Source organism: Pseudomonas sp. ADAK18 (assembly GCF_012935695.1).
GTDB lineage: Bacteria > Pseudomonadota > Gammaproteobacteria > Pseudomonadales > Pseudomonadaceae > Aquipseudomonas.
Window position 1 is genome coordinate 2,183,107 of sequence record NZ_CP052859.1, and the last position, 26,399, is coordinate 2,209,505.

The 26,399-nt window shown below is 57.6% G+C and carries 30 protein-coding genes and 1 pseudogene; 14 read left to right on the top strand and 17 right to left on the bottom strand.

Annotated features, from left to right (window positions below):
• Positions 1–2: 2 nt before the first annotated feature.
• The 6 genes from HKK55_RS09870 to HKK55_RS09895 form a co-directional block, all read right to left on the bottom strand.
• Entirely contained in the window at positions 3–1,031 is a 1,029-nt protein-coding gene (locus HKK55_RS09870; RefSeq protein ID WP_169354481.1) for a DNA topoisomerase IB, read from the bottom strand.
• A gap of 72 nt (positions 1,032–1,103) precedes the next feature.
• Positions 1,104–2,183, bottom strand: a complete 1,080-nt coding sequence (modC, locus tag HKK55_RS09875; protein ID WP_169354482.1) for a molybdenum ABC transporter ATP-binding protein — start codon at positions 2,181–2,183, stop codon at positions 1,104–1,106.
• Positions 2,184–2,188: 5 nt separating this feature from the next.
• Positions 2,189–2,869: a molybdate ABC transporter permease subunit gene (modB, locus tag HKK55_RS09880; RefSeq protein WP_169354483.1), complete on the bottom strand. Its 681-nt coding sequence runs from the start codon at positions 2,867–2,869 to the stop codon at positions 2,189–2,191.
• Positions 2,870–3,637 (bottom strand): molybdate ABC transporter substrate-binding protein, encoded by a 768-nt coding sequence (gene modA, locus HKK55_RS09885; protein ID WP_169354484.1) that lies wholly within the window; start codon positions 3,635–3,637, stop codon positions 2,870–2,872. It abuts the gene before it with no gap.
• Between the two features lie 127 nt (positions 3,638–3,764).
• The gene (locus HKK55_RS09890) at positions 3,765–4,829 is read right to left on the bottom strand and encodes a nitronate monooxygenase family protein (protein ID WP_169354485.1); all 1,065 of its coding nucleotides are present in this window, start codon (positions 4,827–4,829) and stop codon (positions 3,765–3,767) included.
• Positions 4,830–4,950: 121 nt separating this feature from the next.
• Entirely contained in the window at positions 4,951–5,829 is an 879-nt protein-coding gene (locus HKK55_RS09895) for an alpha/beta fold hydrolase (protein WP_169354486.1), read from the bottom strand.
• A 174-nt stretch (positions 5,830–6,003) separates the two neighbouring features.
• Here HKK55_RS09895 and HKK55_RS09900 point away from each other — a divergent pair, with 174 nt between their 5' ends.
• From HKK55_RS09900 to HKK55_RS29500, 4 genes and pseudogenes are all read left to right on the top strand, one after another.
• Positions 6,004–6,597 carry an ABATE domain-containing protein gene (locus HKK55_RS09900; protein WP_169354487.1) on the top strand — a complete coding sequence of 198 codons (594 nt, stop codon included), beginning with the start codon at positions 6,004–6,006 and terminating at the stop codon, positions 6,595–6,597.
• A 294-nt stretch (positions 6,598–6,891) separates the two neighbouring features.
• Positions 6,892–7,293 carry a nuclear transport factor 2 family protein gene (locus HKK55_RS09905; RefSeq protein ID WP_169354488.1) on the top strand — a complete coding sequence of 134 codons (402 nt, stop codon included), beginning with the start codon at positions 6,892–6,894 and terminating at the stop codon, positions 7,291–7,293.
• 167 nt (positions 7,294–7,460) lie between these two features.
• On the top strand, positions 7,461–8,435 hold the full coding sequence (locus HKK55_RS09910; RefSeq protein ID WP_336604616.1) for an alpha/beta hydrolase fold domain-containing protein: 975 nt from the start codon (positions 7,461–7,463) through the stop codon (positions 8,433–8,435).
• Positions 8,436–8,707: 272 nt separating this feature from the next.
• Positions 8,708–9,061, top strand: a pseudogene (locus HKK55_RS29500) (MBL fold metallo-hydrolase); the annotation flags it as partial.
• A 137-nt stretch (positions 9,062–9,198) separates the two neighbouring features.
• On the opposite strand, the gene HKK55_RS09920 reads toward HKK55_RS29500, so the two are convergent.
• The 7 genes from HKK55_RS09920 to HKK55_RS09950 form a co-directional block, all read right to left on the bottom strand.
• A complete protein-coding gene (locus HKK55_RS09920) occupies positions 9,199–9,696 on the bottom strand; it encodes a nuclear transport factor 2 family protein (RefSeq protein ID WP_202020924.1) in 498 nt (165 codons plus the stop codon).
• Between the two features lie 380 nt (positions 9,697–10,076).
• On the bottom strand, positions 10,077–11,081 hold the full coding sequence (locus HKK55_RS09925) for a zinc-binding alcohol dehydrogenase family protein (protein WP_169354490.1): 1,005 nt from the start codon (positions 11,079–11,081) through the stop codon (positions 10,077–10,079).
• 321 nt (positions 11,082–11,402) lie between these two features.
• Positions 11,403–12,467, bottom strand: a complete 1,065-nt coding sequence (gene ada / locus HKK55_RS09930) for a bifunctional DNA-binding transcriptional regulator/O6-methylguanine-DNA methyltransferase Ada (protein ID WP_169354491.1) — start codon at positions 12,465–12,467, stop codon at positions 11,403–11,405.
• 77 nt (positions 12,468–12,544) lie between these two features.
• Positions 12,545–13,210 (bottom strand): DNA oxidative demethylase AlkB, encoded by a 666-nt coding sequence (gene alkB / locus HKK55_RS09935; RefSeq protein ID WP_169357824.1) that lies wholly within the window; start codon positions 13,208–13,210, stop codon positions 12,545–12,547.
• Between the two features lie 4 nt (positions 13,211–13,214).
• Entirely contained in the window at positions 13,215–13,943 is a 729-nt protein-coding gene (locus HKK55_RS09940; protein ID WP_169354492.1) for a 2OG-Fe(II) oxygenase, read from the bottom strand.
• Positions 13,944–14,025: 82 nt separating this feature from the next.
• Complete coding sequence (locus HKK55_RS09945) at positions 14,026–14,193, bottom strand: hypothetical protein (protein WP_169354493.1); 168 nt, start codon at positions 14,191–14,193, stop codon at positions 14,026–14,028.
• A 29-nt stretch (positions 14,194–14,222) separates the two neighbouring features.
• Positions 14,223–14,525 (bottom strand): DUF1883 domain-containing protein, encoded by a 303-nt coding sequence (locus tag HKK55_RS09950; protein WP_169354494.1) that lies wholly within the window; start codon positions 14,523–14,525, stop codon positions 14,223–14,225.
• Positions 14,526–14,736: 211 nt separating this feature from the next.
• Between HKK55_RS09950 and HKK55_RS09955 the strand changes: the two genes are divergently transcribed.
• The 4 genes from HKK55_RS09955 to HKK55_RS09970 all read left to right on the top strand — a co-directional run bounded on the left by HKK55_RS09955 (position 14,737) and on the right by HKK55_RS09970 (position 17,170).
• Positions 14,737–15,087 carry a hypothetical protein gene (locus HKK55_RS09955; protein ID WP_169354495.1) on the top strand — a complete coding sequence of 117 codons (351 nt, stop codon included), beginning with the start codon at positions 14,737–14,739 and terminating at the stop codon, positions 15,085–15,087.
• A 216-nt stretch (positions 15,088–15,303) separates the two neighbouring features.
• Positions 15,304–15,954 (top strand): c-type cytochrome, encoded by a 651-nt coding sequence (locus tag HKK55_RS09960; protein ID WP_169354496.1) that lies wholly within the window; start codon positions 15,304–15,306, stop codon positions 15,952–15,954.
• Positions 15,951–16,874 (top strand): c-type cytochrome, encoded by a 924-nt coding sequence (locus HKK55_RS09965; protein WP_169354497.1) that lies wholly within the window; start codon positions 15,951–15,953, stop codon positions 16,872–16,874. The genes HKK55_RS09960 and HKK55_RS09965 overlap by 4 nt, the downstream gene beginning before the upstream one ends.
• Positions 16,875–16,939: 65 nt before the next feature.
• Positions 16,940–17,170 carry a hypothetical protein gene (locus tag HKK55_RS09970; RefSeq protein ID WP_169354498.1) on the top strand — a complete coding sequence of 77 codons (231 nt, stop codon included), beginning with the start codon at positions 16,940–16,942 and terminating at the stop codon, positions 17,168–17,170.
• A gap of 9 nt (positions 17,171–17,179) precedes the next feature.
• On the opposite strand, the gene HKK55_RS09975 is transcribed toward HKK55_RS09970, so the two are convergent.
• Both HKK55_RS09975 and HKK55_RS09980 read right to left on the bottom strand, forming a co-directional pair.
• On the bottom strand, positions 17,180–17,461 hold the full coding sequence (locus HKK55_RS09975; protein WP_169354499.1) for a hypothetical protein: 282 nt from the start codon (positions 17,459–17,461) through the stop codon (positions 17,180–17,182).
• A gap of 148 nt (positions 17,462–17,609) precedes the next feature.
• Entirely contained in the window at positions 17,610–17,795 is a 186-nt protein-coding gene (locus HKK55_RS09980) for a hypothetical protein (protein WP_010562799.1), read from the bottom strand.
• A 307-nt stretch (positions 17,796–18,102) separates the two neighbouring features.
• On the opposite strand from HKK55_RS09980, the gene galU reads away from it, so the two are divergent.
• Both galU and gorA read left to right on the top strand, forming a co-directional pair.
• Positions 18,103–18,942 carry a UTP--glucose-1-phosphate uridylyltransferase GalU gene (galU, locus tag HKK55_RS09985; protein WP_169354500.1) on the top strand — a complete coding sequence of 280 codons (840 nt, stop codon included), beginning with the start codon at positions 18,103–18,105 and terminating at the stop codon, positions 18,940–18,942.
• Between the two features lie 120 nt (positions 18,943–19,062).
• A complete protein-coding gene (gene gorA / locus HKK55_RS09990) occupies positions 19,063–20,421 on the top strand; it encodes a glutathione-disulfide reductase (RefSeq protein ID WP_169354501.1) in 1,359 nt (452 codons plus the stop codon).
• Here the strand turns inward: gorA and HKK55_RS09995 are convergent, their stop codons facing one another.
• Positions 20,422–21,429, bottom strand: coding sequence for a DNA-binding protein (locus HKK55_RS09995; RefSeq protein WP_169354502.1), 1,008 nt, complete (start codon positions 21,427–21,429; stop codon positions 20,422–20,424).
• Positions 21,430–21,610: 181 nt separating this feature from the next.
• Between HKK55_RS09995 and HKK55_RS10000 the strand changes: the two genes are divergently transcribed.
• The 3 genes from HKK55_RS10000 to ahpF all read left to right on the top strand — a co-directional run bounded on the left by HKK55_RS10000 (position 21,611) and on the right by ahpF (position 24,935).
• Positions 21,611–22,543, top strand: coding sequence for a site-specific integrase (locus HKK55_RS10000; protein WP_169354503.1), 933 nt, complete (start codon positions 21,611–21,613; stop codon positions 22,541–22,543).
• A gap of 132 nt (positions 22,544–22,675) precedes the next feature.
• Positions 22,676–23,239, top strand: a complete 564-nt coding sequence (ahpC, locus tag HKK55_RS10005; protein ID WP_169354504.1) for an alkyl hydroperoxide reductase subunit C — start codon at positions 22,676–22,678, stop codon at positions 23,237–23,239.
• A 130-nt stretch (positions 23,240–23,369) separates the two neighbouring features.
• Positions 23,370–24,935 carry an alkyl hydroperoxide reductase subunit F gene (gene ahpF, locus HKK55_RS10010; protein WP_169354505.1) on the top strand — a complete coding sequence of 522 codons (1,566 nt, stop codon included), beginning with the start codon at positions 23,370–23,372 and terminating at the stop codon, positions 24,933–24,935.
• Positions 24,936–25,092: 157 nt separating this feature from the next.
• Here ahpF and gloA read toward each other — a convergent pair whose 3' ends face one another.
• Positions 25,093–25,614: a lactoylglutathione lyase gene (gene gloA, locus HKK55_RS10015; RefSeq protein WP_169354506.1), complete on the bottom strand. Its 522-nt coding sequence runs from the start codon at positions 25,612–25,614 to the stop codon at positions 25,093–25,095.
• A gap of 198 nt (positions 25,615–25,812) precedes the next feature.
• Between gloA and HKK55_RS10020 the strand changes: the two genes are divergently transcribed.
• Positions 25,813–26,349, top strand: coding sequence for a DUF4946 domain-containing protein (locus HKK55_RS10020; protein ID WP_169357825.1), 537 nt, complete (start codon positions 25,813–25,815; stop codon positions 26,347–26,349).
• Positions 26,350–26,399: the final 50 nt, after the last annotated feature.

Genomic DNA, 26,399 nt, shown 5'->3' on the forward strand with positions numbered 1-26,399 from the left:
TCCTACAAGGGCTTGGCCAGTTGTTCGAGAAACATCGCCAGTCCCACTTCCCAGGCTTTCAAGCCTTTACGCACCCGTGGCTTGGGCAGTTTCGCCAATTCGCCCAGGCTGAAATGCTCCAGTATCGCCGGGTGGATATAGCACTTGCGGCATACCGCCGGCGTGTTGCCCAGTTGTCGGGCGACCTCTTTTACCATCGCTACCACGTGCTTCTTCGCGTCGGATTCCGGTTGCCACTCAAGATCCCTCAGCACCGAAAGTGCGAGAGCACTGCCGGCCCAGGTTCGATAGTCCTTGGCGGTAAAGTCGTCCCCCGTCAGGCTGTGGAGGTAGGCGTTGACGTCGGTGGAGCTGACGGTATGCCGCTCGCCGTCTTCGTCCAGATACTGGAAGAGGTTCTGCCCCGGCAACTCCAGGCAGCGTTTGACCACCGTGGCCAGGCGCCGATCCTTGACGGTGATCTGGTGCGCGATGCCACTCTTGCCACGGAACTGGAACAGAATTTCGCTACCCTTGATGTCCACATGCCGGGTGCGCAAGGTGGTCAGGCCGTAGGAGCGATTGTCCCGGGCGTACTGGGTATTGCCCACGCGAATCAGCGTGGCATCCAGCAACAGGATCACCGTGGCCAGGACTTTTTCACGATTGAAACCGGGTTTGGCGACCTGGGCTTCCAATTGTTTGCGCAGCTTCGGCAGGGCGCTGCCGAAGGCTTGCAGCCGTGAGTATTTGTCGCTGTCGCGCACCTCGCGCCAACGGGGGTGATAGCGGTATTGCTTGCGTCCCCGGGCGTCGCGGCCGGTGGCTTGCAGATGGCCGTGCCGGTCGGCGCAGATCCATACATCGGTGTAGGCCGGCGGTACGGCCAGGGCGCTGATGCGCTTGATCTCGGTGGCGTCGGTAATGCGCTCGCCATTGGCCGCGAAATACTGGAACTTGCCTCGTAGCTTTTTGCGGCGGATGCCGGGCTGGGTGTCGTCAACGTAATGCAGGTCGTGGGGCAGGTCGGCAAGCAGCGCTGGATCGGGCATGGTGCAAAGTCCTTGGCCGGTATGTCTGATTGACCGCAGCACTGTGCGGTCGTGCCAAAGGATTGCAATCAGTCAGGCCAGTACTGCCACCGCTTTGATTTGTGCCCATAACACTTGGCCTGGATGCAGCTGCAACTGGTCCCTGGAAAAACGCGTGATACGCGCCAGCAACGGCGTGCCGCCAGCGTCCAGGCGCACCAGCACGTGGGCGCTGTTATCGGCGGGAATTTCCTGGGTCACTGTTACCGGCAGACGGTTGAGAATGCTGCTGTGCTCTTCGGCTTGCAGGCTCAGGCTGACATCCCGGGCCTGCACTTTGAAACGCAGGTGTTTACCACGGTCCAGCGGCGTATGAGCGACTCGAACCTGTAACGGGCTGTTGGGCAGTTGCAGGGTCAGTAATTGGTAGTGGGCGTCATAGGCACTGACCGTGCCATTGATCACCACACCGGCGTCGTCACCCAGGGCCATGGGCAGGTCAAGCCGGGCCAGGGTTTCGCCGATGGGGCCGCTGGCCAGGGCGTTGCCGTCACTGAGCAAGACGATGTGATCGGCCAGCCGCGCCACTTCATCCTGGGCATGGCTGACGTACAGCACCGGTATTTCCAGCTCGTCGTGCAAGCGCTCCAGGTACGGCAGGATTTCGCTTTTACGTTTGCTGTCCAGAGCGGCCAAGGGCTCGTCCATCAGCAGCAGTTGCGGGCTGGTGAGCAGGGCGCGGGCAATGCCGACCCGCTGGCGTTCGCCGCCGGAAAGGTGCTGGGGATGGCGGTCCAACAGGTGGCCGATGCCCAGCAACTCCGTGGCCTGGGCCATGTCCACCCGGCGCTGCTGGCGCGGGATGCGTTTGAGGCCGAATTGCAGATTGGCCAGCACCGACAAATGCGGGAACAGGCTGGCTTCTTGAAACACGTAGCCCAGCGCGCGCTTATGCGGCGGTACAAACAGCCCGTTACGGCTGTCCTGCCACACCTCGTCGTTGATCCGGATGAAGCCTTCGTCAGCCCGTTCCAGCCCAGCGATGCAGCGCAGGCAGGTGGTCTTGCCGGAGCCGGAATGCCCATACAACGCCGTCACTCCGCGCCCGGGCAACTGCAGGTCAACGTCCAGGGCAAACCCGGAATACTTCAGTTGCAGGCGTACTTCTATCATCGACATCAACTCCAGCCCGCTTTGGTTTTACGGCTGGAGTAGAGCGCCAGCAACACCAGGAAAGAAAACACCACCATGGACCCGGCCAGCCAATGGGCCTGGGCATATTCCATGGCCTCGACGTGGTCGTAGATCTGCACCGAAACCACCCGGGTCTTGTCGGGGATATTGCCGCCGATCATCAGTACTACGCCGAACTCACCGACGGTATGGGCAAAACCGAGAATCGACGCCGTGATAAACCCCGGGCGGGCCAGGGGCAGGATCACGTTGAAAAAAGTGTCCCAGGGATTGGCCCGCAAGGTCGCGGCCACTTCCAGCGGGCGGGTGCCGATGGCGGAGAAGGCGTTCTGCAACGGCTGCACTACGAACGGCATGGAATAGATCACCGAGCCAATCACCAGCCCGGTAAAACTGAAGGTCAAGGTGCCCAGGCCCAGCCATTGGGTGAACTGGCCGAAGTAACCATTGGGACCCATGGTCAGCAGCAGGTAGAAGCCGATCACCGTCGGTGGCAGCACCAGCGGCAAGGCGACGATCGCCCCGATGGGGCCACGCAACCACGAGCGGGTGCGTGACAACCACAGGGCGATCGGAGTGCCGATGACCAGCAGAATCGCGGTGGTCAGCGATGCCAGTTGGATGGTCAGCCAGATAGCGGAAAAATCGGCACTCGACAGGGGCATTTAGAGCTCGTAACCGTAGGATTTGATAACAGCGGCAGCTTTCGGCCCTTTCAGGTACTGAACCAGAGCCTTGGCAGCGGCGCTGTCTTTGCCCTTGTTGAGGATCACCGCGTCTTGCTTGATCGGGTCATGCATGGAGGCTGGCACGATCCACGCCGAACCGCTGGTGACCTTGCCGTCTTTATAAATCTGCGACAGGGCGACGAAGCCCAGCTCGGCATTGCCGGTGGACACGAACTGATAGGCCTGGGTGATGTTCTGGCCTTCGACGATCTTGTCCTTCACTTTTTCAGTCAACCCTTCCTTGGCCAGCACCTGAGTGGCGGCAAGGCCATAAGGGGCGGCTTTTGGGTTGGCGATGGACAAGTGCTTATATTCATTTTTCTTCAGCACCTCGCCCTTGGCATCGACGTAGCCTTCCTTGGCCGACCACAGCGCCAGGGTACCGACCGCGTAAGTGAAGCGCGAGCCTTTGACGGTATCGCCTTCGCTTTCGAGTTTTTGCGGGGTGGTGTCGTCGGCGCTCAAGAACACTTCAAACGGCGCGCCGTTCTTGATCTGGGTATAGAACTGGCCGGTGGCACCGTAGGCGGCAATCAGTTTGTGCCCGGTGTCTTTTTCGAAGTCGGCGGCAATCGCCTGGATCGGCGCGGTGAAGTTGGCAGCAACGGCCACCTGGACTTCATCAGCCTGAGCCGAACCTAGGGTGAAGAGGGCGATCAGGGTGGCCAGGCTGGTAGGGGCCAGGCGTGAGGCACGAATCATCATGAAGCTGCTCCTTGGGGGGCCGACTGTACGGCTTGTTATAGGCAGAGAGGTCTACCGCTATGTATGTGAATATATAGCGGTTGGCCATCGCCGGTACAGTGCAAAGTTGCCCAGGAAGTCAGTGTTTTCAGGTTCTTTTGAGTTTTTCCAGCGCTTGCTCCGCCAGCGTACGGGTCAGCTCGTAAGTCGAAAGGTCTTTGCACAGGCGTAACGCCTGACCCGACCACAAGTTACTGAAGCCGGCTTCATCCTTGGCTTTCAACGGTATGAGCGCGCCACCGGACAGCGGAAATGCGGGCGCGGTCGGGTTGATTGATCCCAACTCACGCATCACCCGATTGATGATGCCCCGCGCCGGACGCCCGGTGAACAGGTTGGTCAGGGCTGTCTCACTGGCTTGAGCATTGCGCAATGCGTGGTGGTGCGACGCGGTGACATTGGCCTCGGGGGTAAACAGGTACGCGGTGCCGATCTGCACCGCCGATGCTCCCAGGGCAAAGGCGGCGACAATGCCCCGCGCATCACCGATCCCGCCGGCGGCAATCACCGGAACGCTGACGGCGTCGACAATCTGCGGCACCAGCGCCAGGGTGCCGATCTGGCTGCTGAGGTCTTCGGTGAGAAACATCCCGCGATGCCCCCCGGCTTCATAGCCCATGGCAATGATCGCGTCGCAACCGTGCTGTTCCAGCCAAATGGCCTCTTCGACGGTGGTGGCGGACGACAGCACTTTGGCACCCGTCGCCTTGACCCGATCCAGCAAGGCTTTTTCTGGTAGGCCGAAGTGGAAGCTGACCACTTCAGGACGGAACTCTTCTACAACTTCGCAGGCGGCATTGTTGAAGGGCGCGCGGCTAGAAACGGGCGTCGGCGCATCGAAGTCGGCACCCAGCTCACGGTAGTAGGGTTCCAGCAGGTTTTTCCATTGACGATCACGTTCGGCGTCGGGTGCGGGTGGCTGATGGCAGAAGAAGTTGACGTTCAGCGGTTTAGTGCTGCTTTGGCGAATGGTGGTCAGCGCCTCACGCAGTTGTTCAATGCTCAATGCTGCGGCCGGCATTGACCCCAGGGCGCCGGCCTCGCTGGCGGCAATAACCATGGCTGTACCAGTGGCACCGGCCATGGGCGCCTGGATGATCGGCAGTTCAATGCCCAGCAGGTCGATAATTCGGGTGTCTGGCCAGGTGCTCATGGGTTGCTTCTCCAACGGTGGAATGCTTGCCCGCTGTTTTAGCAGGGGCCAACAGCCCTCGGCCAGTCTGTTTTATTCACTGGACGAACCCGGCTTTTCGTGCCGGGTTCAATCGCAGGTTTCAGTCGATGGCGTGCCCAAGTACTTCGTGGATACGCTGGGCAATCGGCGCCGCGTGGGTTTCCAGGGCGAAGTGACCGGTGTCGAGCAACTCCACCACCGCGTTGGGGTTGTCGGTCTTGTAGGCGTGAGCCCCCGGCGGGATGAAAAACGGATCGTTACGACCCCAGATCACCAGTGTCGGCAGTTGTGTGGCCCTGAAAAATGCCTGGAAGGCCGGGTACAAGGTCAGGTTGTTGCGATAGTCGAGGAACAGGTCGAGTTGGACCTCGTCATTGCCGGGGCGCTGCATCAATAGGGTATCGAGTATGTAGGACTCTGGCGCTACCAACTCCGGTTGATCAACACCGTGCAGGTATTGGTAGCGGGTGCCATCCAGGCTGATCACTGCGTTGTGAATCACTTCCCGATTGGCCTGGCTCGGTTCGGCCCAGTAGGCGCGGATCGGTGCCCAGGCATCACCCAAACCCTCCAGATAAGCATTGCCATTTTGCGACACCAGAGCGCTGACTCGCTGCGGATGCGCCACGGCCAGGCGCAGGCCAACCGGAGCGCCGTAGTCGAAGACATACAGAGCATAACGGCTGAGTTTCAGTGCGTCGACGAAGTGCCCGAGGGTGATTGCCAGGTTGTCGAAGCTGTAGTGGTAGGCGCGTTCAGCGGGTACTTCGGTGAAGCCGAACCCTGGCAGGTCTGGTGCAATCACGCGGTAGCGGGTGGCGAGCAGCGGGATCAGGTTGCGGTACATATGGGAGGAGCTGGGGAAGCCGTGCAGCAACAGAATCACCGGGGCCGCAGGATCGCCGGCTTCACGGTAGAACACGCGCACACCGTCGGCATCGACGTGACGGCAGCGAATCACTGAGACGGGGATCGACATGATCATACTCCTGAGTAACTGGTTAATTTAGTTTTTCGGGTTACTGGTTAAGCAGGCTGCTCGAGTTTTTGTAACCTGTCAAATCAAATTAAGAGGTTACTTTTTGGTTGGGGCGCGTAACTACACAAGCGCTTGGATAGCGGTTACGATGATGCGCGTTCAAGAGGATTCGACATGACTGCCATCACCCCACCCGATTTACCGCTGGAACCTTATGTGCTGGCCGATGACCCGGTATTGGACATGCTCAATACGCGGGCGAATGTCGACGGTGTGGCTCGGGATTTCTGGCAGACGGATGCCGATGTCGAGCGTTGGCTGGTACGCCTTGGCTGGGCCGAGGAGGGCGCCGTGCCTGCGTTCGAGGAGAGTGCTTTGCTAGGCGTGGCGCGGGGATTACGGGAGGTGATCCGGGATCTGCTGGAGCAGCGCAAGGTGGGCTTGCAAGGTGACCCTGTTGCCCTTAACGGTTTCTTGCGCAAGGCCGTCAGCCATCCGCAACTATCCTGGCCTGCACCGGGCGAGGTGCACCTGGAGCGTCAGCGCAAACAGCAAACCCCTGAGCAGTTTCTCTCACCGCTTGCAGAGGCCGCTGCGGTGCTGTTGGTAGAGGGTGATTTCGGTTTGATCCGCACCTGTGAACATCCGGATTGCGTGCTGTGGTTCTACGACCGTACCAAGGCTCACAAACGCCGTTGGTGCAGCATGGCGTTGTGTGGCAATCGGCATAAGGTCGCGGAGTTTCGTCGACGCAAGCTGGAGGGGTAGCTGTAGCGGCTTGCATTCCATTTGTGCGTGCTCACATCGTGTGCAAATGATTTCTTGCCCAGGATGATTGACCGGTACGCGGAGGGAGTGAGGGCCGACCAACAGATGCGGACATGGCTTTATCTTAAACCTATCAATGGGTTAGAGATCCTACTTGCGAAGCACCATCCAAGATGTCAATTTATTCTGGCTCATCGAGAAGGCTAATGGCAGAACGAATGACCAACGCCGCACGTTTTTGAAGCCGCCAGACTTATCCTGACTACCGACCGCACTACATAAAGAGGGAACCCCATGACTAGCACCGCCAGCTCTGCGCAGATCGACGTCATCCAGCGTATGTACAATGCCAAAGGTGATATGGACGTCATACGAGCGGTTATCGCACAGGATGCCGTATGGGACATTGCTGTCGGCTTCCCGAAGGGCGGCGTATACAGCGGCTTCGACAATATCATCAACGACTTTTTCTCCTTCTTTGGCGATTTCAGCGAGTTCTGGGCCGAGGGTGACGAGTTCTTCGAGGTTGGAGACCACGTTATCGCGCTTGGTCGCTACCACGGCGTTACCAAGGACGGCGGCAACCAAGTCACCTCCCGGTTCGTGCATATTTACACCCTGCGCGATGGCCAGATCATTCGGCTTCAACAGACCACCGACACTTTACTCATTGCCCGCGCACTCGGGCGCGGTTGAGTCACGCCCAACACATCCGCACCAGGTGAGGCAAATTCATGACAACAGCGCATGGCCGTACCCTGCTTCAGCTTTTGTTGCCCGGCCGCCTCGGCGACCCCGCCACCGACTTCGGCTCCGATCCTAGAAGCAACGCTCGACTGGTTGCAGCAATGGCCACCTTCGGTATGGACAAGCACGCCACACCGCCGCCCGTCACAGCCACCGACTCAAGGCAAGCCCTGCTTGAGTGGGGCACCGTCGCTGAAGCAGGCTTCGAGCAGCTATACGGAGCGGTCACAACCGGCCTGGCTCCCATTACCGGGGTGACACGCGCTGTAGAGACGATTACCGGCGTAGACGGCAACACGATCAGGCTTTACATACATCGCCCTGCCGAGTCTGCTGGTCCCATGCCTGGCATTATCTACCTGCACTCAGGAGGGATGGTCCTGCTGAGTATGGACAACCCCCTCCACCTACGCTGGGCCGACCAGTTGGCCGCCACCGGCCTGATCGTGGTCGGCGTCGACTTTCGTAATGGTGCGGGAAAACTCGGTCCCCATCCCTTTCCGGCGGGCCTCAATGACACCTTCAGTGCTCTACAATGGACTGACGCACACCGCGATAACCTCGGACTGAGCAAGATCATCGTAGTTGGCGATTCCGGCGGCGGTAACCTCGCCCTCGCCACGGCCCTCAAGGCCAAGCAGGATGGCCTGCTCACCTTGCTGGACGGAGTGTATGCACTCGCGCCACATATCTCCGGCGCCTACGACTGGAGCGTGGAGGACCAAGCGCGGGAGCTGCCCTCCTTGCTGGAAAACGACCAGTATTTCACCAGCCTTGCCACTAGCCAGGTTCTGGCCAGACTTTACGACCCCGATTGTGCCAACCGGCGCAATCCCCTGGCCTGGCCTTACCACGCCACCGAGGCCGACTTGATCGGCCTTCCACCGCACGTAATCTCCACTAACGAACTCGATTCGGTGCGTGACGAAGGCCTTGCCTACGCCCGCAAACTTACTCATGCCGGAGTTAGTGTAATCAGCCGTACGGTGAACGGCATCACCCACGACGGTGACGTTATCTTCGAAGCCGCTCTGCCGGAACTCCACCATGATGCTATCCGCGGCATCTACGACTTCGCCAGTAATCTATAGCCGTCCCGCAGGCGTTGTGAGCTAGCGTGCAACGTACATGTTCAAACATGCGGTAAATGGATCACTGGAGGCTTCAAATATGAAAGCTGTCGCGCACTACCTCAATTTATGAAGGCGTTCTCATGACTAAGTCAAACAATATAAGGGCAGCCCTGCAATAGTCGGTTTTCGTAACTAAACGTCCCGGCGTCAATCGAAAATTGCCGGCCGGCTATGAGTCCCTCGCCTGGGTGCCCAATTCATCTACGTTAATCTAAGGCGAGCGGGACGCCGTACTGATCGATACTTTTCTTACCGTCGACGCCTCGCAGGCGTTACTGGATTGGATCATAGCGAGCGGCAAGAACCTGACCACAATTTATGTGACTCATGGCCATGCTGATCATTTTTTTGGCATCGCGCTGTTCAAGCGGTACTTTCCTAACGCTCGGGCGGTGGGCAGACCGGACGTCATGCAAGCCATGTTCGTTGATACCGACCCGGCGTGCCTTAAAGGTTTCTGGAACACACGCTTTCCCGGGCAAATCCCAGGACAGCTTGAAATTGCCGAGTCACTCGAAGAAAACAGCATCGACCTTAAGGGCATGAATACCCAGGCGTTTCGTACGAGAGGCCCTGACGCATAAAACCTGGATTGGTGCTGTCTCGTCGAAGTCTGTCCGAAGATACTGGTCGAGTGCCTCACGCATCAGCAGCGGCAACGCAAACTTCGCGTGCTCACCCCGTGTCGATCAGACTCAACCAGTGATCATCGACACTTAGATTACTTCGCTTCCGACGGTAAAAACATAGGGTTGCCATTCGCACTGGCTGTCGCAGAGACTTCTTCCTGCAAGACGTCCCAATGCTCGGCCACCTTACCGTCCTTTAAACGAAATATGTCAACGACGATCATTGGTTTTGGCCCCCAACCTACGATCCGTCCGTGAACCATTACGAAATCACCTTCAGATACCGCCATGCCCGGCTGATAGGAAAAGTCCTTCGGCAGTTTCGAGATCACCTCCTTTATCGCAGCCGGACCGTTCGGAATCGAAGGATTATGTTGGATATAATTTGGATCGAAGTATTGATCGACGACACTAGGGTCTCGATCTACAAATGCTCCGGTTAATGCACGAAGAGCAATTTTCTTGTTAGCTTCCGTCGAAACTTTCGAATGAACCTGTTGAGGCGTTGACGGCTCGCTCGACTCTCCGGCAAACGACATGGCCGGTGCAAAAAGGACGCTCGCAAGAAGTGCAGAAGTACAAAGTTTCATGGGGTGATGCTCCTTTTAAACCCTCTTGAGTAGCGCCGAAGCCGACTCGTTATCGAGGGGGTTTGGTCTGGTTTGTGGTGGCGTGTTATCGAAATTTATACTCTGCGCAAGTAGGCTAATCACTTGGCTCAATCAGCTTGTCATAACCCGCTGATTCATTGCAGTCAACAATGGAAAAATGGCGCCATGAAATATCTTCGATAGGCCCTCTCAAAGAGTTCGAATGAACGATCTCGCCGATAGTCATTTGTAGGTAGCATGAGCCCGTCACGCTGAAATACGAGTCCGCGTTTTTTCAAACACGCGCCAACACATCTAATGGCAAGGGACCGGTTTCTAATGTTTGAGAACACTTGCTCCAAGAGCAATGTGTTGGCTCATCAAATAATCGTGCTCATTACTACTCGGCCAAAGGGGCGGTCTTCTATTAGATAACGTACAGCTTCGGCAGCTTCGGTTAGCGGAAACACTTTGGCGATTGTTGGCTGTAAGGCTCCTGCAGCGAGGAAATCAATACATGCTTGCTGGGCGGACTCCACGGTCTCAGTACTGAAGATTCCCGGTTTGAACGTAAAACCGCGAATTTGAGCACCTTTCCATATGATGTCAGTCACATCAACGGCCGCATCCCGTCCTCCTGCGTAGCCTGCGATAATCAGCATGCCGCCGAATGCAAGCGAGCCAAGCGCCGCCTTGGTGAGTGAGCCGCTGATACCATCGACCACAACGTCGACTCCTTTACCATTGGTCAGACGCATGACTCCATCCTGGAGCGGCTCACGAGATAGATCGATCACATGTTCGTAACCTGCGGCTCGGGCCTGCTCGGCCTTGAGCGTGGTACTTGCCGTAGAGATAGCCATGGAGGCGCCAAGATGCCTCGCAATCTGCACGGTCTCCATGCCTACGGCGCCTCCTATGCCAGGGGCTAGAACCGTTTGCCCTGGCTTGAAGTGTGCGAACTCGGTCAAAGCAAGATAACCGGTCAGATATCCAGCGCCAGCGAGGAACGCCGCAGCATGATTATCATCGACGTTGACCGGGACCCGCTTGAGCCCGGTAGCCGGCAGAGCGATCAACTGACGCCAGGTTCCGTCGACTGTCACGCCAAAGTTTTTCCCCGATACGAATACTCGGTCGCCTGCTACCAGATCCGGGCTTTTGCTTTCGAGCACGATACCCACACCCGTTTGGCCGCCGATACGAGGCAGATTCTCTGGTGTTGCGGCATAGAAGTGCCCTGATCGGAGTGTGTTGTCGAGCGGATTGATTCCAACCGAATGTATTTCCACCAGCACCTCACCATCGATTGGTTGAGGCTGTGGAAGATCAACAATCCGATTTTCCTGGTAACCACCATAGGCTTGGTATTGAACTGCTAGCATCGTCATGCCCCTGTATCAGTGTGATGAGTACTTCAGACCTTCCACAGCGGCATTTAATTGAAAATGGCCGCGTTTGCAACCAACATAATTCTTGGCCAAATTAATTGTGGCGGAAGCAGTTCCAGTACTCCCATCAACTTTTACTCGTCGACCAGAGTAGCCCGTGGCCTCTCTGGATCTTTAATGACCTTGTTTAGTTGATGCGATTGGATCGCTCATCGACTTTGCCATGTTTGGGCGCGGTATCGATGTAGTGGAATGGGTTCGGACACCGGCGTCGACACCCACTCTGAGACGCTCGGGCGCGAGCAGTGTATGCCCTCAGGTTTGTGTAGAGCCTTCCCGCTCCAGCAACTGACGTTTACGCTCCACACCCCAGCGATATCCCGACAGGTTGCCATCGCTGCGTACCACCCGATGGCAGGGAATCGCCACTGCCAGGCTGTTGGCCCCACACGCCTGAGCCACGGCACGGAAAGAAGTCGGTGCACCGATGCGCTTGGCTATCTCGCCATAACTGGCGGTGCTGCCCACCGGAATTTCCCGCAAGGCTTGCCAGACCCGCTCCTGAAACGCCGTACCGCGCAGATCCAGGGGCAGGTCCAGGCCCAGCGCCGGCGCTTCGATAAAGCCGACAACCTGGGCGATCAACTGTTCGAAGCCGTGATCGGCACCGATGAGGTTGGCCCGGGGAAATTGATCCTGCAGGTCGCGCACCAGTTTGTCCGGATCGTCTCCCAGCAGAATCGCGCACACCCCGCGATTGCTTTGCGCCACCAGGATTGCCCCGAGGGAGCATTGGCCGACGGCAAAACGGATGTCGCTATTGGTGCCGCCGGCCTTGTAATCACTGGGTTTCATGCCCAGCAATTGGTCAGCGGATTCGTAGAATCGGCTGTTGGAGTTGAAGCCGGCGTCGTACAGCGCATCGGTCACCGAATGGCTGTCCTTGAGCCCGTCACGCATTTTGCGTGAGCGATGAGCACTGGCGTAGCCCTTAGGCGTCAGGCCGGTGACGGCCTTGAAAGTCCGGTGGAAATGAAAGGGGCTCAAGCCGGCGAGGGTGGCCAGCGCTTCCAGGCTGGGCACGGTCTCGGCCTGTTCGATATGCCGGCAGGCTGCCGACACGAGCAGGGCATGACGCTGTGCTACCTGGGTTTGATCCCCTGAGGCGCGTTTACTGGGGCGGTAACCGGCCGCCTCGGCGTGTTGCGGGGTGTCGAAGAACTCGACGTTTTCCGGGCGTGGCAGGCGTGACGCGCTGCTGGGACGGCAATAGATACCGGTGGTTTTTACCCCGTAGACGAACTGCAAGTCAGCCTTGGGGTCGCGGGCGACGATGGCAGCCCAGCGTGGGTCTTGTTCGGTGGAGTGGCGCGAAGTCATGGTTGATTACTCTTGGGCGAACACAGCCAGATTAGTCGGGCTGTGTATCCGCAACACTCCGATGCTTGCGGTCAAATTCAGCCGGCCATACGGAACGTCAGGTTGATACGTTGTGGCCCCATTTGCGGGTGCACGCCTTCCTTGATCGGCAGCACACCATGGAAGCGCAAGCGATCCACGCCACCCCAGACCACCACGTCACCGTGGAACAGCGAGACTTTTTGTGTCTTGTCACTTCGTTCATGGCCGCCGAATAGAAACACCGCCGGCAATCCCAGGGACACCGAGACCACTGGCGCGGTGTAGTGACGTTCATTCTTGTCCTGGTGCAGGGACATTTTTGCCCCCGGCACATAGCGGTTGATCAGGCAGGCGTCCGGTTCAAAGCCGCCGAATCCTGCTTCTGCCGCTGCCATTACCGCCAACTGACGCAAAGCTTCGGGGAGTGCCGGCCAGGGTTGCTGACTGTTCGGATCAAGGGTTGTGTAGCGATAGCCCGCGCGGTCCGTGGTCCATCCCAATTCGCCGCAACTGCTCAAGGCTGCCGACATGGTGAAGCCGCCGGGCGTGACCATTTGCCGAAACGGTGATTGGGCCAGCACGCGCCGCAATTCCGGCAGCAGACGTTCAACCCAGGGCAGGGCGTAGCCCCTGAGGACGTAGGACTGTTCGCCGATTTGCTCGCGTCCCGCCGGTTGCTGCAAGGCGTCGTCGGCAAACAGATCAGCGGTGGGGCCAGGAATTGGCTTACTGCGCATCGTGAAAGATCACTCCCAAGGTATGACGTTTACCACTGTGCAGAACACTGACCCCGTGGCGCAAGGTCACCCGATGAAAACCACGGGTGCTGGGCATTGGGCGCTGGTTGACCGCAAAGATCACCGCATCCCCCTTGTTCAATGGCACGACCTGGGCGCGAGACTGCATCCTCGGGCGTTGCTCGGTCAGTACCAGTTCACCGCCACTGAAGTCTTCTCCAGGCTGGGATAGCAGGATCGCTACCTGTAGGGGAAAGACATGCTTACCATAAAGATCTTGATGCAGGCAGTTGTAGTCCCCCGGGCCATATTGCAGCAGCAGGGGCGTGGGACGTTGTTGCCCGGCGGCGTGGCAGCGGGTGACGAAGTCGGCGTGTTGTGGCGGGTAGGTGATCGGCAGATTCATCTGCTCGTTCCAGCGATTGGCCTGTGACGTCAGATAAGGATAAAGCTGTTCGCGTAGATCGCTGACAAGGGCTGGCAGCGGGTAACGAAAGTATTTGTATTCGCCCCGGCCGAAGCCATGCCTGGCCATTACCACGTGGGAGCGGAATACCTCCTGTCGTGGGTAGTGGTCGCTGAGATCGGCACATTCGCGGGCAGTCAATAGCCCGGGAATCAGCGCATTACCCTGCTGGTCAAGAGCGCTTTCGATAGCATGCCAGTCCTGGGAGGCCAGGCGCTCGGTCAGTGAGGGGGAAACGGATGAAGAAAACATCGGCGAGCTCCTGTGGCAACGGGTGAAGGCTGCCAGTCTAGGAAGTCGCCGGGGGCACGGCACTCCGATGCTTGCGCTCGAATTACAGGGCTTTGCTCACATTGATGTCGGTGATTTCATCGCTCGCATCATGAATCTTCGCCAAGGCCTGCTTGGCCTCTTCGACGCTGGCGGATTGCAGTTGGGCGAATTCGAAGCGGCGCTCACCATTGAGCTTGTACTTGATGACGTATTTGGTGGTTTGAGTCACGGTCTTTCCTGTCGGCTGCGATTGAACAATCAGCTCAGTTTGGAGTTGGTACGGCGAACGATGCGGATCTTGTGGGACAAGGTCGGCTTGCGTGTCACGCTGATGGCGCGGCGGTTGACCACGTCGAGGGTAATGTTCCAGAAACCGGTACTGGGCGCGGTGATTCTAGCCGGGAACGTGTCGAACGCACCGCCGTGGTAACTGTGGCGGCCACCGTTCTTGAAGCTGCGAAAGTTGGCGTCGCTCATCAGGCGGATGTTGCAGGTTTGCGAGCATTCGATGACGACAATGTCCCCTTCGTTAAGGTGCTCGCGCTGGTGAATGAATTTCATGGGGTGTCTCCAGAAGGGCTTTTTCTGAAAAATCAGAACGATACGTAGGTTAAGATGGAGTTTATCAGTCCCAGCACGTTTATTATCGGGCCGTCGTCGACGTCTTCGACAATTTAAAACAGTTATTTACCGAGTTATGAGGGATAAATCCTACGTTTGCGGGAGAAAAATACTATTCCCGCTGTCGTAGGGTCTTTATCGGAGGTTTTGTATGAAGTGGAGTGTGTTGGTTCTGGCCTTGGCGTTAGGTGGGTGTGCTTCGGTTACAGACATCAAGCAGACGCCGCCAACCCTGGCGGTCATCTCCGGGAAAAAACCGCAGGAATATGCGGCCTGCGTGGTTCAGAAATTGTCATCGACCCGTAGACCGTCGCAGATCGAGCCCCACAAGGACGGTGTTCGGGTGATCGTGCCGCAGAAGTTTTCCGCTGATCCGTCGGCCGTCTTTGAAATCGAAGATCGCTCCAGCGGCAGCAGCATCAAGCTCTATGAAAGCATGTCCAATGTGCCCATTCGCCCGGGCGACGTGAAGAAAGCCGCCGAGGATTGCATTTCCGGTTAAGCCTGCAGGCTCGCTCGTACAAATCCGATTCAAAAAGCCTGACCTGATGCAGAGTCAGGCTTTTTTTTGCCTGCGATGAATGTGAAGGTTCGTGTTTGCTGGCAGATGTTTATTTTTGTATTGCGTGCAGGTGTTGTCGCTGTCAACTCATTGCCCTACCATTTGTAGGCTTATACTTTGTAAGTCTAAGCATATAACTATAAAAATGGAGTCGTGATGATGTCTCTGGAACGAGTTCTGATGGGGAGTGCGCTGCTACTGATACTGGGCAGTGCTCACGGGCAAGAGGACGGAAATGTCTTTACCCAAGGCGGTTCGCAGCCCGGCGCTGCGCCCTGCGTAGCTTGCCACGGGGCCGATGGCCTGGGGCTGGCAGCGGCCGGTTTTCCACGCCTGGCCGGTTTGCCGGCGGGCTATTTACGCAAGCAGTTGGAAGATTTCAAAAGTGGGGCCCGCAGCAGCCCAGTCATGCAGCCGCTGGCCAAGGCCCTGACTGAAGAAGAAATCGGCACCGTGACCCAGGCGTTGGCGGCAATGCCCGCACCTGCCGCTGCGGCCCTTCACCGAAGTGTCATGCCCGCCGATGCGGCGCAAAAAATCGCCTTGCAAGGTGCCTGGGATCGACAGATTCCTGCCTGTGTCAGTTGCCATGGGCCCGCTGGCGTGGGCGTTGGTGAGGCATTCCCACCCCTGGCAGGTCAATCTGCCGCCTATATGGTTGCACAGCTGAATGCCTGGCAGAGCGGGGCGCGGCATAACGATCCCAATGACTTGATGGGTCATATCGCCAAGTCACTCACGGCAGAAGAAGTGCAAGGCGTGGCGACCTATTTCTCATCATTGAGCGGCCAGGAGGTCAAGCCATGAAGGTGTTCCTGTTTGCTCCCGTGTTGGGCACGTTGATCAGTCTGCCTGCCTTGGCTGCGACTATCGCCATGGAAGATCAATCGCAATTGCAGGCTCCTGCCGCCGCGCACCCAGCCACACAGTTCCAGCCTCCGCTGGAAAGCGAACTGCCGGACAATGCCTACGGCACGCTGGTCAGGCAGGGGTACGCGCTGTTTGTCGACACCAAACGTCTGGCGCCGAAATTTGTCGGTAATGGTCTCAATTGCAGCAACTGCCACCTGGACCAGGGGCGTCTGGCCAATTCGGCGCCGTTATGGGGGGCCTACCCCATGTACCCGGCGTATCGAAAGAAGAACGACAAGGTCAACACGTTCGCCGAGCGCTTGCAGGGCTGTTTCCAGTTCAGCATGAACGGCGGCACGCCGCCGACGGCTGACAGTCCGGAGATTACGGCGTTGTCGGTCTATTCCTACTGGCTGGCCAGCAAGGCACCCCTGGGCGTCGAGTTGCCGGGACGCGGCTATCCGGAGGTACCGTCCTCCGCTAGCACTTACGACTTGGCTCAGGGCGCCGAGGTCTACAAGGGCCAGTGCGCGGTCTGCCATGGTGCCGAAGGCCAAGGCCAGAAAGTCGGCGACAGCTACGTCATGCCGCCGTTGTGGGGTAAAAACTCCTACAACTGGGGCGCCGGAATGCACCGGATCAACACGGCGGCATCCTTCATCAAATACAACATGCCCCTAGGCAAGGGCGGTAGCCTGACCGACCAGCAGGCATGGGATGTAGCGGCTTACGTCAACAGCCACGAGCGACCGCAGGATCCGCGCCTGGTGGACGGTTCGGTAGAGAAAACCCGTGTGAAGTTTCACGCCAACGATGGCGTCAATCTGTATGGGCAAACCGTAGAGGGCGTGCTGATAGGCCAGGGCATCCGTTAAACTGTTGGCAACCCACAAAAAATGCCGCTGAAACCCAGCGGCATTGTTTTTTTCGGAATTCAGTCATGAAGCGTGAGCAAGTCAGAGACCGACATGCAGCAGGTCACATATCGGCAACCCATGTCATACAGAACCCGGCCGATCCTGGGGAGTGGATTGTGTTCTTCAAGAAAAGCGCCGGGCGCAGTTTTTTCCTGGTGGATGACCAGGATGAGGTCGAATCCTTCTCGCGCCTGGATGATTTGATCGAGACCATTCGCGGCCTGGGCATCAAGTTCGCCGAAATTCACATGTAGCTGATCAACTTACTTGCAGACGACGACTACGCTGCGGTTTTTGAAGTTGCCGACATCTTTACCCAGGGTCTTGTCGCTTTCCTTCAGGGCCGGCGTACCTTCGGTACCGACGATGCGGTAACCGGTGCCTGCACAGGATGCGTCGGCTTTCTCGTAGCAACTGGCCCAGGAATTGGCTTCGCCGGAACAATCAATGGTCAGGCCTTGCTCACCGTTTTTCAGGTAGGTGTCGGAGGCGGTGGTGCAGCCGGTGAGTACCAGTACCGCAATCAGTGCCAGGATCTTGTTCATGTTGTGATCGTCGTTGAAGGTGTTGAGGTGGGGAGCGCTGAAACGGTTCAAGCGAGATTATAGCGAACGGCCATCAGCGTACACAGACAAACACAAAAAAGCCCCGCTCACCGAGGCTTTGGTGTGCGGGGCTGTAGGGCTGCGAAGCTTACTTGCCCTTCGGTCTTTTGCTCGACGCGTGGCCAGCTTCATCCACAAACACTTCCGCTACCGCGATAGCTTCACGTTCGGTCGCGAATGACCCGGCGACGCTGTCACCGTGGAAGTTGATCAAGTGCCAGCCGTCCGCTCGCTGTGTGATCAGGTAGCCGTTCACGCCTTTTGGTTCTGACATCTATCTTTCTCGTGGTCTGGTTCAAGGGCGCAATGATAGCGCCAAATGCCCTTGGACCGCCCAACTTGTTGCAGGTCAGTGCCGATCCTCATAAAGCATGCTAAAAAGGGTGAAGGCCTTTAAAACAACGGGGCGTGGTCAGTTTTCGCGACGCCGCCGGGAAGTCCTGTTTGAAGATGGGCGGAACTTAAGCCGACATTTTTTCTCTATGTTGACATCGCAACGCCAGCAGGACCCATTGTAAGGTGACTGCGGCCTGATTAGACTGCGCCGAATTTCGTACGCACAGCCCTTATTAAGGACTTTTATGATCAAGAAATGCTTGTTCCCAGCAGCCGGTTACGGTACTCGCTTCCTGCCAGCGACTAAAGCCATGCCCAAAGAGATGCTGCCGGTGGTGAACAAGCCACTGATCCAGTACGGCGTTGAAGAGGCACTGGATGCTGGCTTGAACGAAATCTCCATCGTGACCGGTCGTGGCAAACGCGCCCTGGAAGATCACTTCGACATCAGCTACGAGCTGGAAAACCAGATCAAGGGCACCGACAAGGAAAAATACCTGGTTGGTATCCGTAAACTGCTCGACGAGTGCTCGTTCTCGTACACCCGTCAGACTCAAATGAAGGGCCTGGGCCACGCGATTCTGACCGGTCGCCCGTTGATCGGTGACGAACCCTTCGCCGTGGTGCTGGCGGATGACTTGTGCGTCAACCTGGAAGGTGATGGCGTGTTGACCCAGATGGTCAACCTGTACAAGAAATACCGTTGCACCATCATTGCCGTTCAAGAAGTCGATCCTCAGGAAACCAACAAGTACGGCGTAATCGCTGGCGACGAAATTGGCGATGGTTTGATTCGTGTGCGTAACATGGTCGAGAAGCCGGCGCCGGAAGACGCCCCGTCGAACCTGGCGATCATCGGTCGTTACATCCTGACCCCGGATATCTTCAAGCTGATCGAAGAAACCGAGCCAGGCAAGGGCGGCGAGATCCAGATCACCGACGCGCTGATGAAGCAAGCCAAAGACGGCTGCGTGATTGCCTACAAGTTCAAGGGCCAGCGCTTCGACTGCGGCGGCGCTGAAGGCTACATCGAGGCGACCAACTTCTGCTTCGAGCACTTCTACAAGACTGGCAAGGCTTACTGATTCACGGTTGCCTGCCTGATCTCAAGAAAGCCACCTTCGGGTGGCTTTCTTGTTTTTCGGCCCCATATATTGCCCAGAGAGCGGCAGCAGGTATGCTGTTGGCCTGCTGAGGAGAGTGAAATGGCCTACGATTTTGACCTTTATGTAATTGGTGCCGGTTCCGGCGGTGTTCGGGCTGCGCGCTTTGCCGCAGGCTTTGGTGCCAAGGTGGCCGTGGCTGAAAGCCGCTACCTGGGCGGTACCTGCGTCAACGTTGGTTGCGTGCCGAAGAAGTTGCTGGTCTACGGTGCGCATTTTGCCGAAGATTTCGAGCAGGCCAGTGGTTTTGGCTGGTCACTGGGTGAGGCGAACTTTGATTGGGCGACATTGATTGCCAACAAGGACCGCGAGATCAATCGCCTCAATGGCATTTATCGCAACCTGTTGCTCAACAGCGGCGTGACCCTGCATGAAGGGCATGCGCGCTTGGTTGACCCTCATCAAGTGGAAATCAACGGTGAGCGTTTCACCGCTAAACACATTCTGATCGCCACCGGTGGCTGGCCGCAGATCCCGGACATTCCGGGGCACAAGCATGCCATCGGCTCCAATGAAGCCTTCTTCCTCAAAGAGCTGCCCAAGCGTGTTTTGGTGGTGGGTGGTGGTTACATTGCTGTCGAGTTTGCCGGGATTTTCCATGGCCTGGGTGCGCAAACGACGTTGTTATATCGCGGTGATCTGTTCCTGCGCGGTTTCGATGGTGCGGTGCGCAAGCATTTGCAGGAAGAGCTGACCAAGCGTGGGATGGACTTGCAGTTCAATGCCGATATCGAACGCATCGACAAGCAAGCCGATGGCAGCCTCAAGGCCACCCTGAAAGACGGTCGCGTACTGGAAGCCGATTGCGTGTTCTACGCCACGGGTCGACGTCCGATGCTCGATAACCTGGGGCTGGAAAACACCGGCGTCAAACTGGACGAGCGCGGCTTCGTTGAAGTGGATGACCTCTACCAGACCGCCGAATCGTCGATCCTGGCCATTGGTGATGTGATCGGGCGCGTGCAATTGACGCCGGTTGCGTTGGCCGAAGGCATGGCCGTGGCGCGTCGGTTGTTCAAGCCTGAGCAATATCGCCCGGTGGATTACGCGATGATCCCGACGGCGGTGTTCAGCCTGCCGAACATCGGCACCGTTGGTTTGAGCGAAGAGCAGGCCAAAGCTGACGGCCACAAGGTTCAGATTTTCGAAAGCCGCTTCCGGCCGATGAAGCTGACCTTGACCGAATGCCAGGAACGCACGTTGATGAAGCTGGTGGTCGATGCAGAGACCGACAAGGTCCTGGGCTGCCATATGGTGGGGCCGGATGCCGGTGAAATCATCCAGGGGCTGGCGATCGCGCTCAAGGCGGGCGCGACCAAACAGCATTTCGATGAAACCATCGGCGTGCACCCGACGGCGGCGGAAGAGTTTGTCACCATGCGCACGCCAGTGGCGGGCTGATCAACTGTCGGCAGTTGCCTCTGGTGCCGTTGCAACGACGGCTGCCAGGCGCAACGCCTCGATACTGGCTTGGGCTTTGACCAGGTCCAGTTCGAGGGCCTTGTTGGTCTGCTGGTGTTCGATCAATGCCTCCTGACGTAACTGAATATCCAACTGCGCAACCCGCAAACGTTCCTGGAGGAGGGTGCGCTCACTGTCGATCAGGCTGACCTGTTCGCTCAACTGGCGCTGCTCGTCCCGCTCCTTGCGTGATTGTTCATGCAATGCGCCCAACTCCTTCACGGTAACGCGATGCTCAATCAGCAGCCGCTCGTTATCGCGGTGCAACTGAGTAATCTCATCCTGACGCACCATCGCGCTCTGTTGCGCCTGGCGCAGTTCTGCCTGTACCTGTTGCAATTGGCCTTCGTGGCGCCGTTGTTCCTGTTCGCGCTGATCCTTGATCGCGTCGCGGTAATGCTCCAACGCATCCCGTGCATGCAGGTGCTTTTCTTCCAGGGAGCGAATTTGCTCGTCCTTGTCGTTGATCCGTAGCTCGTAGTCACTGCAGGCCTGACTCAGGCCGGCGTTGCGGGTCTGTTCGGTTTGCAGGCTGGAGAGGGTGGTATTGAGTGCGGCGCTCTCATCGGCCAGCGCGTGCGCCTGAACCTCGAACTCCTGTTTGAGTTGGCTGTGGGCCAGTTCCAGCTCTTCGAGTTGAGCGAGCAGGGCGGTTTTCTGCTGCTCGAACTGCGCCAAGGCGCTATCAATCGGCTCCTGAGCCTTGTCTTTAAGGCGTTGGGCCAGCTTGGTCACCAGTTCCGCCAGCTCATCGTCGATAGGCGCCTGGGTGATGGTCTGGCGCGATTCGCTTTCGTCCAGTTCCTTCAAATAACGATGAATCGTGGTTTTCGAGCCGGTATTACCCATCTCGATACGTACAGCATCGATGCTGGGGTTTTCGCCGCGGGCCAGGATCGCCAGGCGTGCCGTTTGAACTACTGCTTTATTGATGCCGCCGCGAGCCATGGAGCCTCCGTCGATTTAGTACTGTGGTACGTATTATGTAAGTACATACTATATCACGATTAATTTTTCGTTTAAATTCATGATTTAACAGATGGGATATTGGCGTATTATCCCGTGTCATAGCCGTTTTGAAGCATTCTTCGTCCAATGGCAGTACGCATACACCCCGCAGGCCATCCCTATGAGCGAGCTGGACCGTTACCTCAACGCCGCCACCCGCGACAACACGCGTCGCAGTTATCGGGCGGCCATTGAGCACTTTGAAGTGAGCTGGGGCGGATTCCTGCCGGCCACCAGCGACAGCGTCGCGCGCTATCTGGTGGCGCATGCAGGCGTGCTGTCGGTCAACACACTGAAGTTGCGTCTGTCGGCGCTGGCTCAGTGGCATACCAGCCAGGGCTTCCCCGATCCCACCAAGGCGCCCGTGGTGCGCAAGGTGCTCAAGGGCGTTCGCGCCTTGCACCCTGCACAGGAAAAGCAGGCTGAGCCTTTGCAGCTCCAGCATCTTGAGCAGGTGATTGCCTACCTTGAGAAAGAAGGGAGTGACGCCAGGAATGCCGACGATCGCCCAGGATGGCTGCGTGCCAAACGCGACGCGGCCTTGATCCTGCTGGGCTTTTGGCGTGGCTTTCGCAGTGATGAGCTGTGCCGGGTCAACATCGAGCATGTGCAGGCCATACCGGGGTCAGGGATCAGCCTGTATCTGCCCCGCAGCAAAAGTGACCGGGGAAACCTCGGCAAGACCTACCAGACCCCAGCGTTGCTGCGCTTGTGTCCAGTCCAGGCGTACACCGAATGGCTCAGCGCCTCGGCCCTGGTGCGTGGTCCGGTGTTTCGCGGCATTGATCGCTGGGGCAATCTCAGTGAAGAAGGGCTGCACCCCAACAGCGTGATCCCGTTGTTACGCCAGGCCCTGGAGCGCGCGGGTATTGCGGGGCAGATGTACACCACCCATTCCCTGCGACGAGGTTTTGCCACCTGGGCCCATCGCAGCGGCTGGGATTTGAAGTCGTTGATGAGTTACGTCGGCTGGAAGGACATGAAATCTGCCATGCGCTATGTTGAAGCGACGCCCTTTCTTGGAATGACGGCGGCGACCGACAAGCTGATGTGAGATTTCTTCTATTAATACAGTCGCCTAATAGCGAAAACCAATCGTCAGCATCAGGTTTGCCAATGAGCCATCGGCGATGAGACTGGGTAGGATTCACCCATCAACTTTTTAACCCCTGACGGAGAGTCAACGATGCCTATCATCAACAGCCAAGTAAAACCGTTCAAAGCAACCGCCTACAAAAACGGCAGCTTCGTCGAAGTGTCGGACGCTGACCTGAAAGGCAAGTGGTCTGTCGTTTTCTTCTACCCAGCCGACTTTACCTTCGTCTGCCCAACCGAACTGGAAGACCTGGCTGATAACTACGCCGAATTCCAGAAATTGGGCGTTGAAGTCTACAGCGTTTCCACTGACACCCACTTTGCCCACGCTGCCTGGCACAACACTTCGCCAGCCATCGGCAAAATCCAGTACACCATGATCGGCGACCCGACCCTGGCCATCTCCCGTAACTTCGACGTACTGATCGAAGAAGTCGGCCTGGCAGATCGCGGCACTTTCGTGATCAACCCTGAAGGCCAGATCAAAATCGTTGAAATCAACGATGGTGGTGTAGGCCGTGACGCTTCCGAGCTGCTGCGCAAAATCAAGGCTGCTCAGTACGTTGCTGCTCACCCAGGCGAAGTTTGCCCAGCCAAGTGGAAAGAAGGTGAGGCCACCCTGGCTCCGTCCCTGGACCTGGTCGGCAAGATCTAAGTCTGTGAAGTACAGCAGGGCGGAACTCCGCACCTAAGTAAGCTGCACCGCCCTCAAAAACGCCCGGGCGAGATTCGCTCGGGCGTTTTTTTTTCGACCGTATTAAATGAATTAACAGGAAATCGCCCGTATGTTGGACGCCAATCTTAAAGCTCAGTTGAAGTCATACCTGGAACGGGTCACCCAGCCGATCGAGATCGTCGCCTCCCTCGACGACGGTGCGAAATCCCAGGAAATGCTTGTCTTGTTGCAAGACGTAGCCAGCCTTTCGACGCTGATTACCCTGCACAGCGATGGTGATGATGCGCGTAAGCCATCGTTCTCCATCAACCGCCCGGGTGCCGATATCAGCCTGCGTTTCGCTGGCATCCCCATGGGCCATGAATTCACTTCGTTGGTGTTGGCGCTGCTGCAAGTCGGTGGCCATCCTTCGAAGGCCAGTGTCGAAGTGATTGAGCAAATTCGCGCCCTGAAAGGCGAGTTCAACTTCGAGACGTACTTCTCGCTGTCATGCCAGAACTGCCCGGACGTGGTCCAAGCGCTGAACCTGATGGCAGTGCTGAACCCGAACATCCGTCACGTCGCTATTGACGGTGCGTTGTTCCAGGCCGAAGTCGATGATCGTCAGATCATGGCTGTGCCCAGCGTTTACTTGAACGGTGTGAACTTCGGTCAGGGCCGGATGGGCCTGGAAGAAATCCTCGCCAAGCTCGACACCAGCGGAATCGAAAAACAGGCCGAGAAAATCAGCGCCAAAGACGCCTTTGACGTGTTGGTAGTGGGTGGTGGCCCAGCCGGTGCCTCGGCGGCGATCTACGCTGCGCGTAAAGGCATCCGTACCGGTGTGGCGGCTGAACGTTTCGGCGGGCAGGTGCTGGACACCATGGCCATCGAGAACTTCATCTCGGTCCAGGAAACCGAAGGGCCGAAGTTGGCCAGCGCTCTGGAAGAACACGTCAAGCAGTACGACGTCGACATTATGAACCTGCAGCGGGCCAGTCGCTTGATCCCGGCGAAAAACGCCGGTGAGCTGCACGAGATTCACTTCGAAAGCGGTGCGACCCTCAAGTCCAAGACGCTGATTCTGGCCACCGGCGCCCGCTGGCGCGAAATGGGGGTGCCGGGCGAGCAGGAATACAAGGCCAAGGGTGTGTGCTTCTGCCCGCACTGCGATGGCCCGTTGTTCAAAGGCAAGCGCGTTGCGGTCATCGGCGGCGGTAACTCCGGTGTTGAAGCGGCCATCGACCTCGCCGGGATTGTCAGCCACGTCACGTTGCTGGAGTTCGATAGCAAACTGCGTGCCGACGCCGTATTGCAGCGCAAGCTGTACAGCATGCCTAACGTTGATGTGATCACCAGCGCACTGACCAGCGAAGTCAAAGGTGATGGCCAGAAAGTTACCGGATTGGTGTACAAGGACCGCAATTCGGGCGAGTTCAAGACAGTCGATCTGGAAGGCATCTTTGTGCAGATCGGTTTACTGCCCAACACCGACTGGCTCAAGGGTACCGTCGAGCTGACACCCCGTGGCGAGATCATTGTCGACGCACGTGGCGAGACTTCACTGCCTGGCGTGTTTGCTGCTGGTGACGTGACCACCGTGCCGTACAAGCAGATTGTGATTGCGGTGGGCGAGGGCGCCAAGGCTTCTCTGAGTGCCTTTGATCATCTGATCCGCAGTTCGGCTCCGGCGTAACGGCTGGCCTGAAACTAAAAAACCCCATGAGTGATCATGGGGTTTTTTAGTTTCTGTAGGAGCCGAGCTTGCTCGCGAAGATCGTCAACGATAACGCGGGCTTTCTGGATGAACACGGTGTCCTTGAGTGCTTTGCGAGCAAGTCGCTCCTGCAGTTTTACATCGGTGCTGGCTGGATGATCTCTACCCAGTAAGCATCCGGGTCCTTGATGAAGGCCAGGCTTTTCATGCGACCGTCAGTCAGGCGCTTCTGGAAGTCGCAGCCCAGGGCTTCAAAGCGCTCACATGCGGCGACGATGTCCGGTACCGAGATGCAGATATGGCCAAAGCCACGCGGGTCGGTGTTGCCATTGTGGTAGGCGAAGTCCGGATCGTTTTCGGTGCCGTGGTTGTGGGTCAGTTCCAGAATGCCGGGAATCGACTTCATCCACTGGGTGCGCTCAGCGGCGTCGGCAGGGATCTGGGCCTTGTCTACCAAGGCAAGGAAGTACAGGCTGAATTCGGCGTCCGGGAAGTCGCGTTTTTCCACCAGGGAGAAACCGAGTACGCGGGTGTAGAAATCCAGCGATTGGGTGATGTCCTTGACCCGCAACATGGTGTGGTTGAAGACGAAGTGGCTGGTGGCGGCATCCGGTTGGGCGGTTACGCCCGGGAAGGTGTTCAATTCGTGCAGGCTCATGGGCCCTCCAGAAAAATGGGGTAGACGCAACTCGTGGTTTGAGCGGTCCCTTGGCTTGCGGCTGACAGGCATCCGTGCAACTGGGCCATGATACGCAAGCCCCGCCTGCTGCGCCAAATGAAAAAGGTCACGCAGCCCTTGCGACCAGTAGGTGAGCGGGCTCAAACTTTGAGGCTTGAACCTCGAGTGTTTTTCGCAATGAGCCGATTGAGCAAACCGTTGTTGACCACCTTGTGCCTTGTATTGGGCAGCACTGCTGTCTTGGCGGCGGACCCGGAGATTCATTGGCCCAGCGGCTGGCAAGTGGAGGAGGTGGTACCTGATGCGGACGCGCCGGCCAAGCCGTCCGCGGTTTCTCGCCAGCGGGCAATAAAAAACGATGAAAACGGCGCGACGCTGATGGTCATAGAGCTCACTGGTACGCCGATCGAAGCAGGGCATGCGGTCAATCTGCAGGGAGTGCTGCTGGAGATGCGCAAATCCATCCAGAAGGATTTTGCCCAGAGTGGTTATCAAAGTGTCTGCAGCAAAATGCGCCCAACTACGTTAAGTCGTCTTGAGGCGCTGGAAACTACCTGTGTAGTCACCGAGAACGGCCGGCACGTGCTGTCGCAAACGCTGGTGGGCGCTGTCGATACGGATAAGGCGTATGTTTTTTCATACGCAGGGCAGGCCGATGCTTATGAATCGAGTAAGGCTGAAGTCAGCTCCGTACGCGATAGCTTGAAACTTTGACGCCTTGGGCTAAACGCTTGGCGTGGGTCGGCGACAAAAAAGCGCACAAC

Coding starts and splice junctions, on each gene's coding strand:
- HKK55_RS09870 (WP_169354481.1), bottom strand. CDS start 1,031: ATGCCCGATCCAGCGCTGCTTGCCGACCTGCCCCACGACCTGCATTAC.
- modC (WP_169354482.1), bottom strand. CDS start 2,183: ATGATAGAAGTACGCCTGCAACTGAAGTATTCCGGGTTTGCCCTGGAC.
- modB (WP_169354483.1), bottom strand. CDS start 2,869: ATGCCCCTGTCGAGTGCCGATTTTTCCGCTATCTGGCTGACCATCCAA.
- modA (WP_169354484.1), bottom strand. CDS start 3,637: ATGATGATTCGTGCCTCACGCCTGGCCCCTACCAGCCTGGCCACCCTG.
- HKK55_RS09890 (WP_169354485.1), bottom strand. CDS start 4,829: ATGAGCACCTGGCCAGACACCCGAATTATCGACCTGCTGGGCATTGAA.
- HKK55_RS09895 (WP_169354486.1), bottom strand. CDS start 5,829: ATGTCGATCCCCGTCTCAGTGATTCGCTGCCGTCACGTCGATGCCGAC.
- HKK55_RS09900 (WP_169354487.1), top strand. CDS start 6,004: ATGACTGCCATCACCCCACCCGATTTACCGCTGGAACCTTATGTGCTG.
- HKK55_RS09905 (WP_169354488.1), top strand. CDS start 6,892: ATGACTAGCACCGCCAGCTCTGCGCAGATCGACGTCATCCAGCGTATG.
- HKK55_RS09910 (WP_336604616.1), top strand. CDS start 7,461: ATGGACAAGCACGCCACACCGCCGCCCGTCACAGCCACCGACTCAAGG.
- HKK55_RS09920 (WP_202020924.1), bottom strand. CDS start 9,696: ATGAAACTTTGTACTTCTGCACTTCTTGCGAGCGTCCTTTTTGCACCG.
- HKK55_RS09925 (WP_169354490.1), bottom strand. CDS start 11,081: ATGCTAGCAGTTCAATACCAAGCCTATGGTGGTTACCAGGAAAATCGG.
- ada (WP_169354491.1), bottom strand. CDS start 12,467: ATGACTTCGCGCCACTCCACCGAACAAGACCCACGCTGGGCTGCCATC.
- HKK55_RS09940 (WP_169354492.1), bottom strand. CDS start 13,943: ATGTTTTCTTCATCCGTTTCCCCCTCACTGACCGAGCGCCTGGCCTCC.
- HKK55_RS09950 (WP_169354494.1), bottom strand. CDS start 14,525: ATGAAATTCATTCACCAGCGCGAGCACCTTAACGAAGGGGACATTGTC.
- HKK55_RS09955 (WP_169354495.1), top strand. CDS start 14,737: ATGAAGTGGAGTGTGTTGGTTCTGGCCTTGGCGTTAGGTGGGTGTGCT.
- HKK55_RS09960 (WP_169354496.1), top strand. CDS start 15,304: ATGATGTCTCTGGAACGAGTTCTGATGGGGAGTGCGCTGCTACTGATA.
- HKK55_RS09965 (WP_169354497.1), top strand. CDS start 15,951: ATGAAGGTGTTCCTGTTTGCTCCCGTGTTGGGCACGTTGATCAGTCTG.
- HKK55_RS09970 (WP_169354498.1), top strand. CDS start 16,940: ATGAAGCGTGAGCAAGTCAGAGACCGACATGCAGCAGGTCACATATCG.
- HKK55_RS09975 (WP_169354499.1), bottom strand. CDS start 17,461: ATGAACAAGATCCTGGCACTGATTGCGGTACTGGTACTCACCGGCTGC.
- HKK55_RS09980 (WP_010562799.1), bottom strand. CDS start 17,795: ATGTCAGAACCAAAAGGCGTGAACGGCTACCTGATCACACAGCGAGCG.
- galU (WP_169354500.1), top strand. CDS start 18,103: ATGATCAAGAAATGCTTGTTCCCAGCAGCCGGTTACGGTACTCGCTTC.
- gorA (WP_169354501.1), top strand. CDS start 19,063: ATGGCCTACGATTTTGACCTTTATGTAATTGGTGCCGGTTCCGGCGGT.
- HKK55_RS09995 (WP_169354502.1), bottom strand. CDS start 21,429: ATGGCTCGCGGCGGCATCAATAAAGCAGTAGTTCAAACGGCACGCCTG.
- HKK55_RS10000 (WP_169354503.1), top strand. CDS start 21,611: ATGAGCGAGCTGGACCGTTACCTCAACGCCGCCACCCGCGACAACACG.
- ahpC (WP_169354504.1), top strand. CDS start 22,676: ATGCCTATCATCAACAGCCAAGTAAAACCGTTCAAAGCAACCGCCTAC.
- ahpF (WP_169354505.1), top strand. CDS start 23,370: ATGTTGGACGCCAATCTTAAAGCTCAGTTGAAGTCATACCTGGAACGG.
- gloA (WP_169354506.1), bottom strand. CDS start 25,614: ATGAGCCTGCACGAATTGAACACCTTCCCGGGCGTAACCGCCCAACCG.
- HKK55_RS10020 (WP_169357825.1), top strand. CDS start 25,813: ATGAGCCGATTGAGCAAACCGTTGTTGACCACCTTGTGCCTTGTATTG.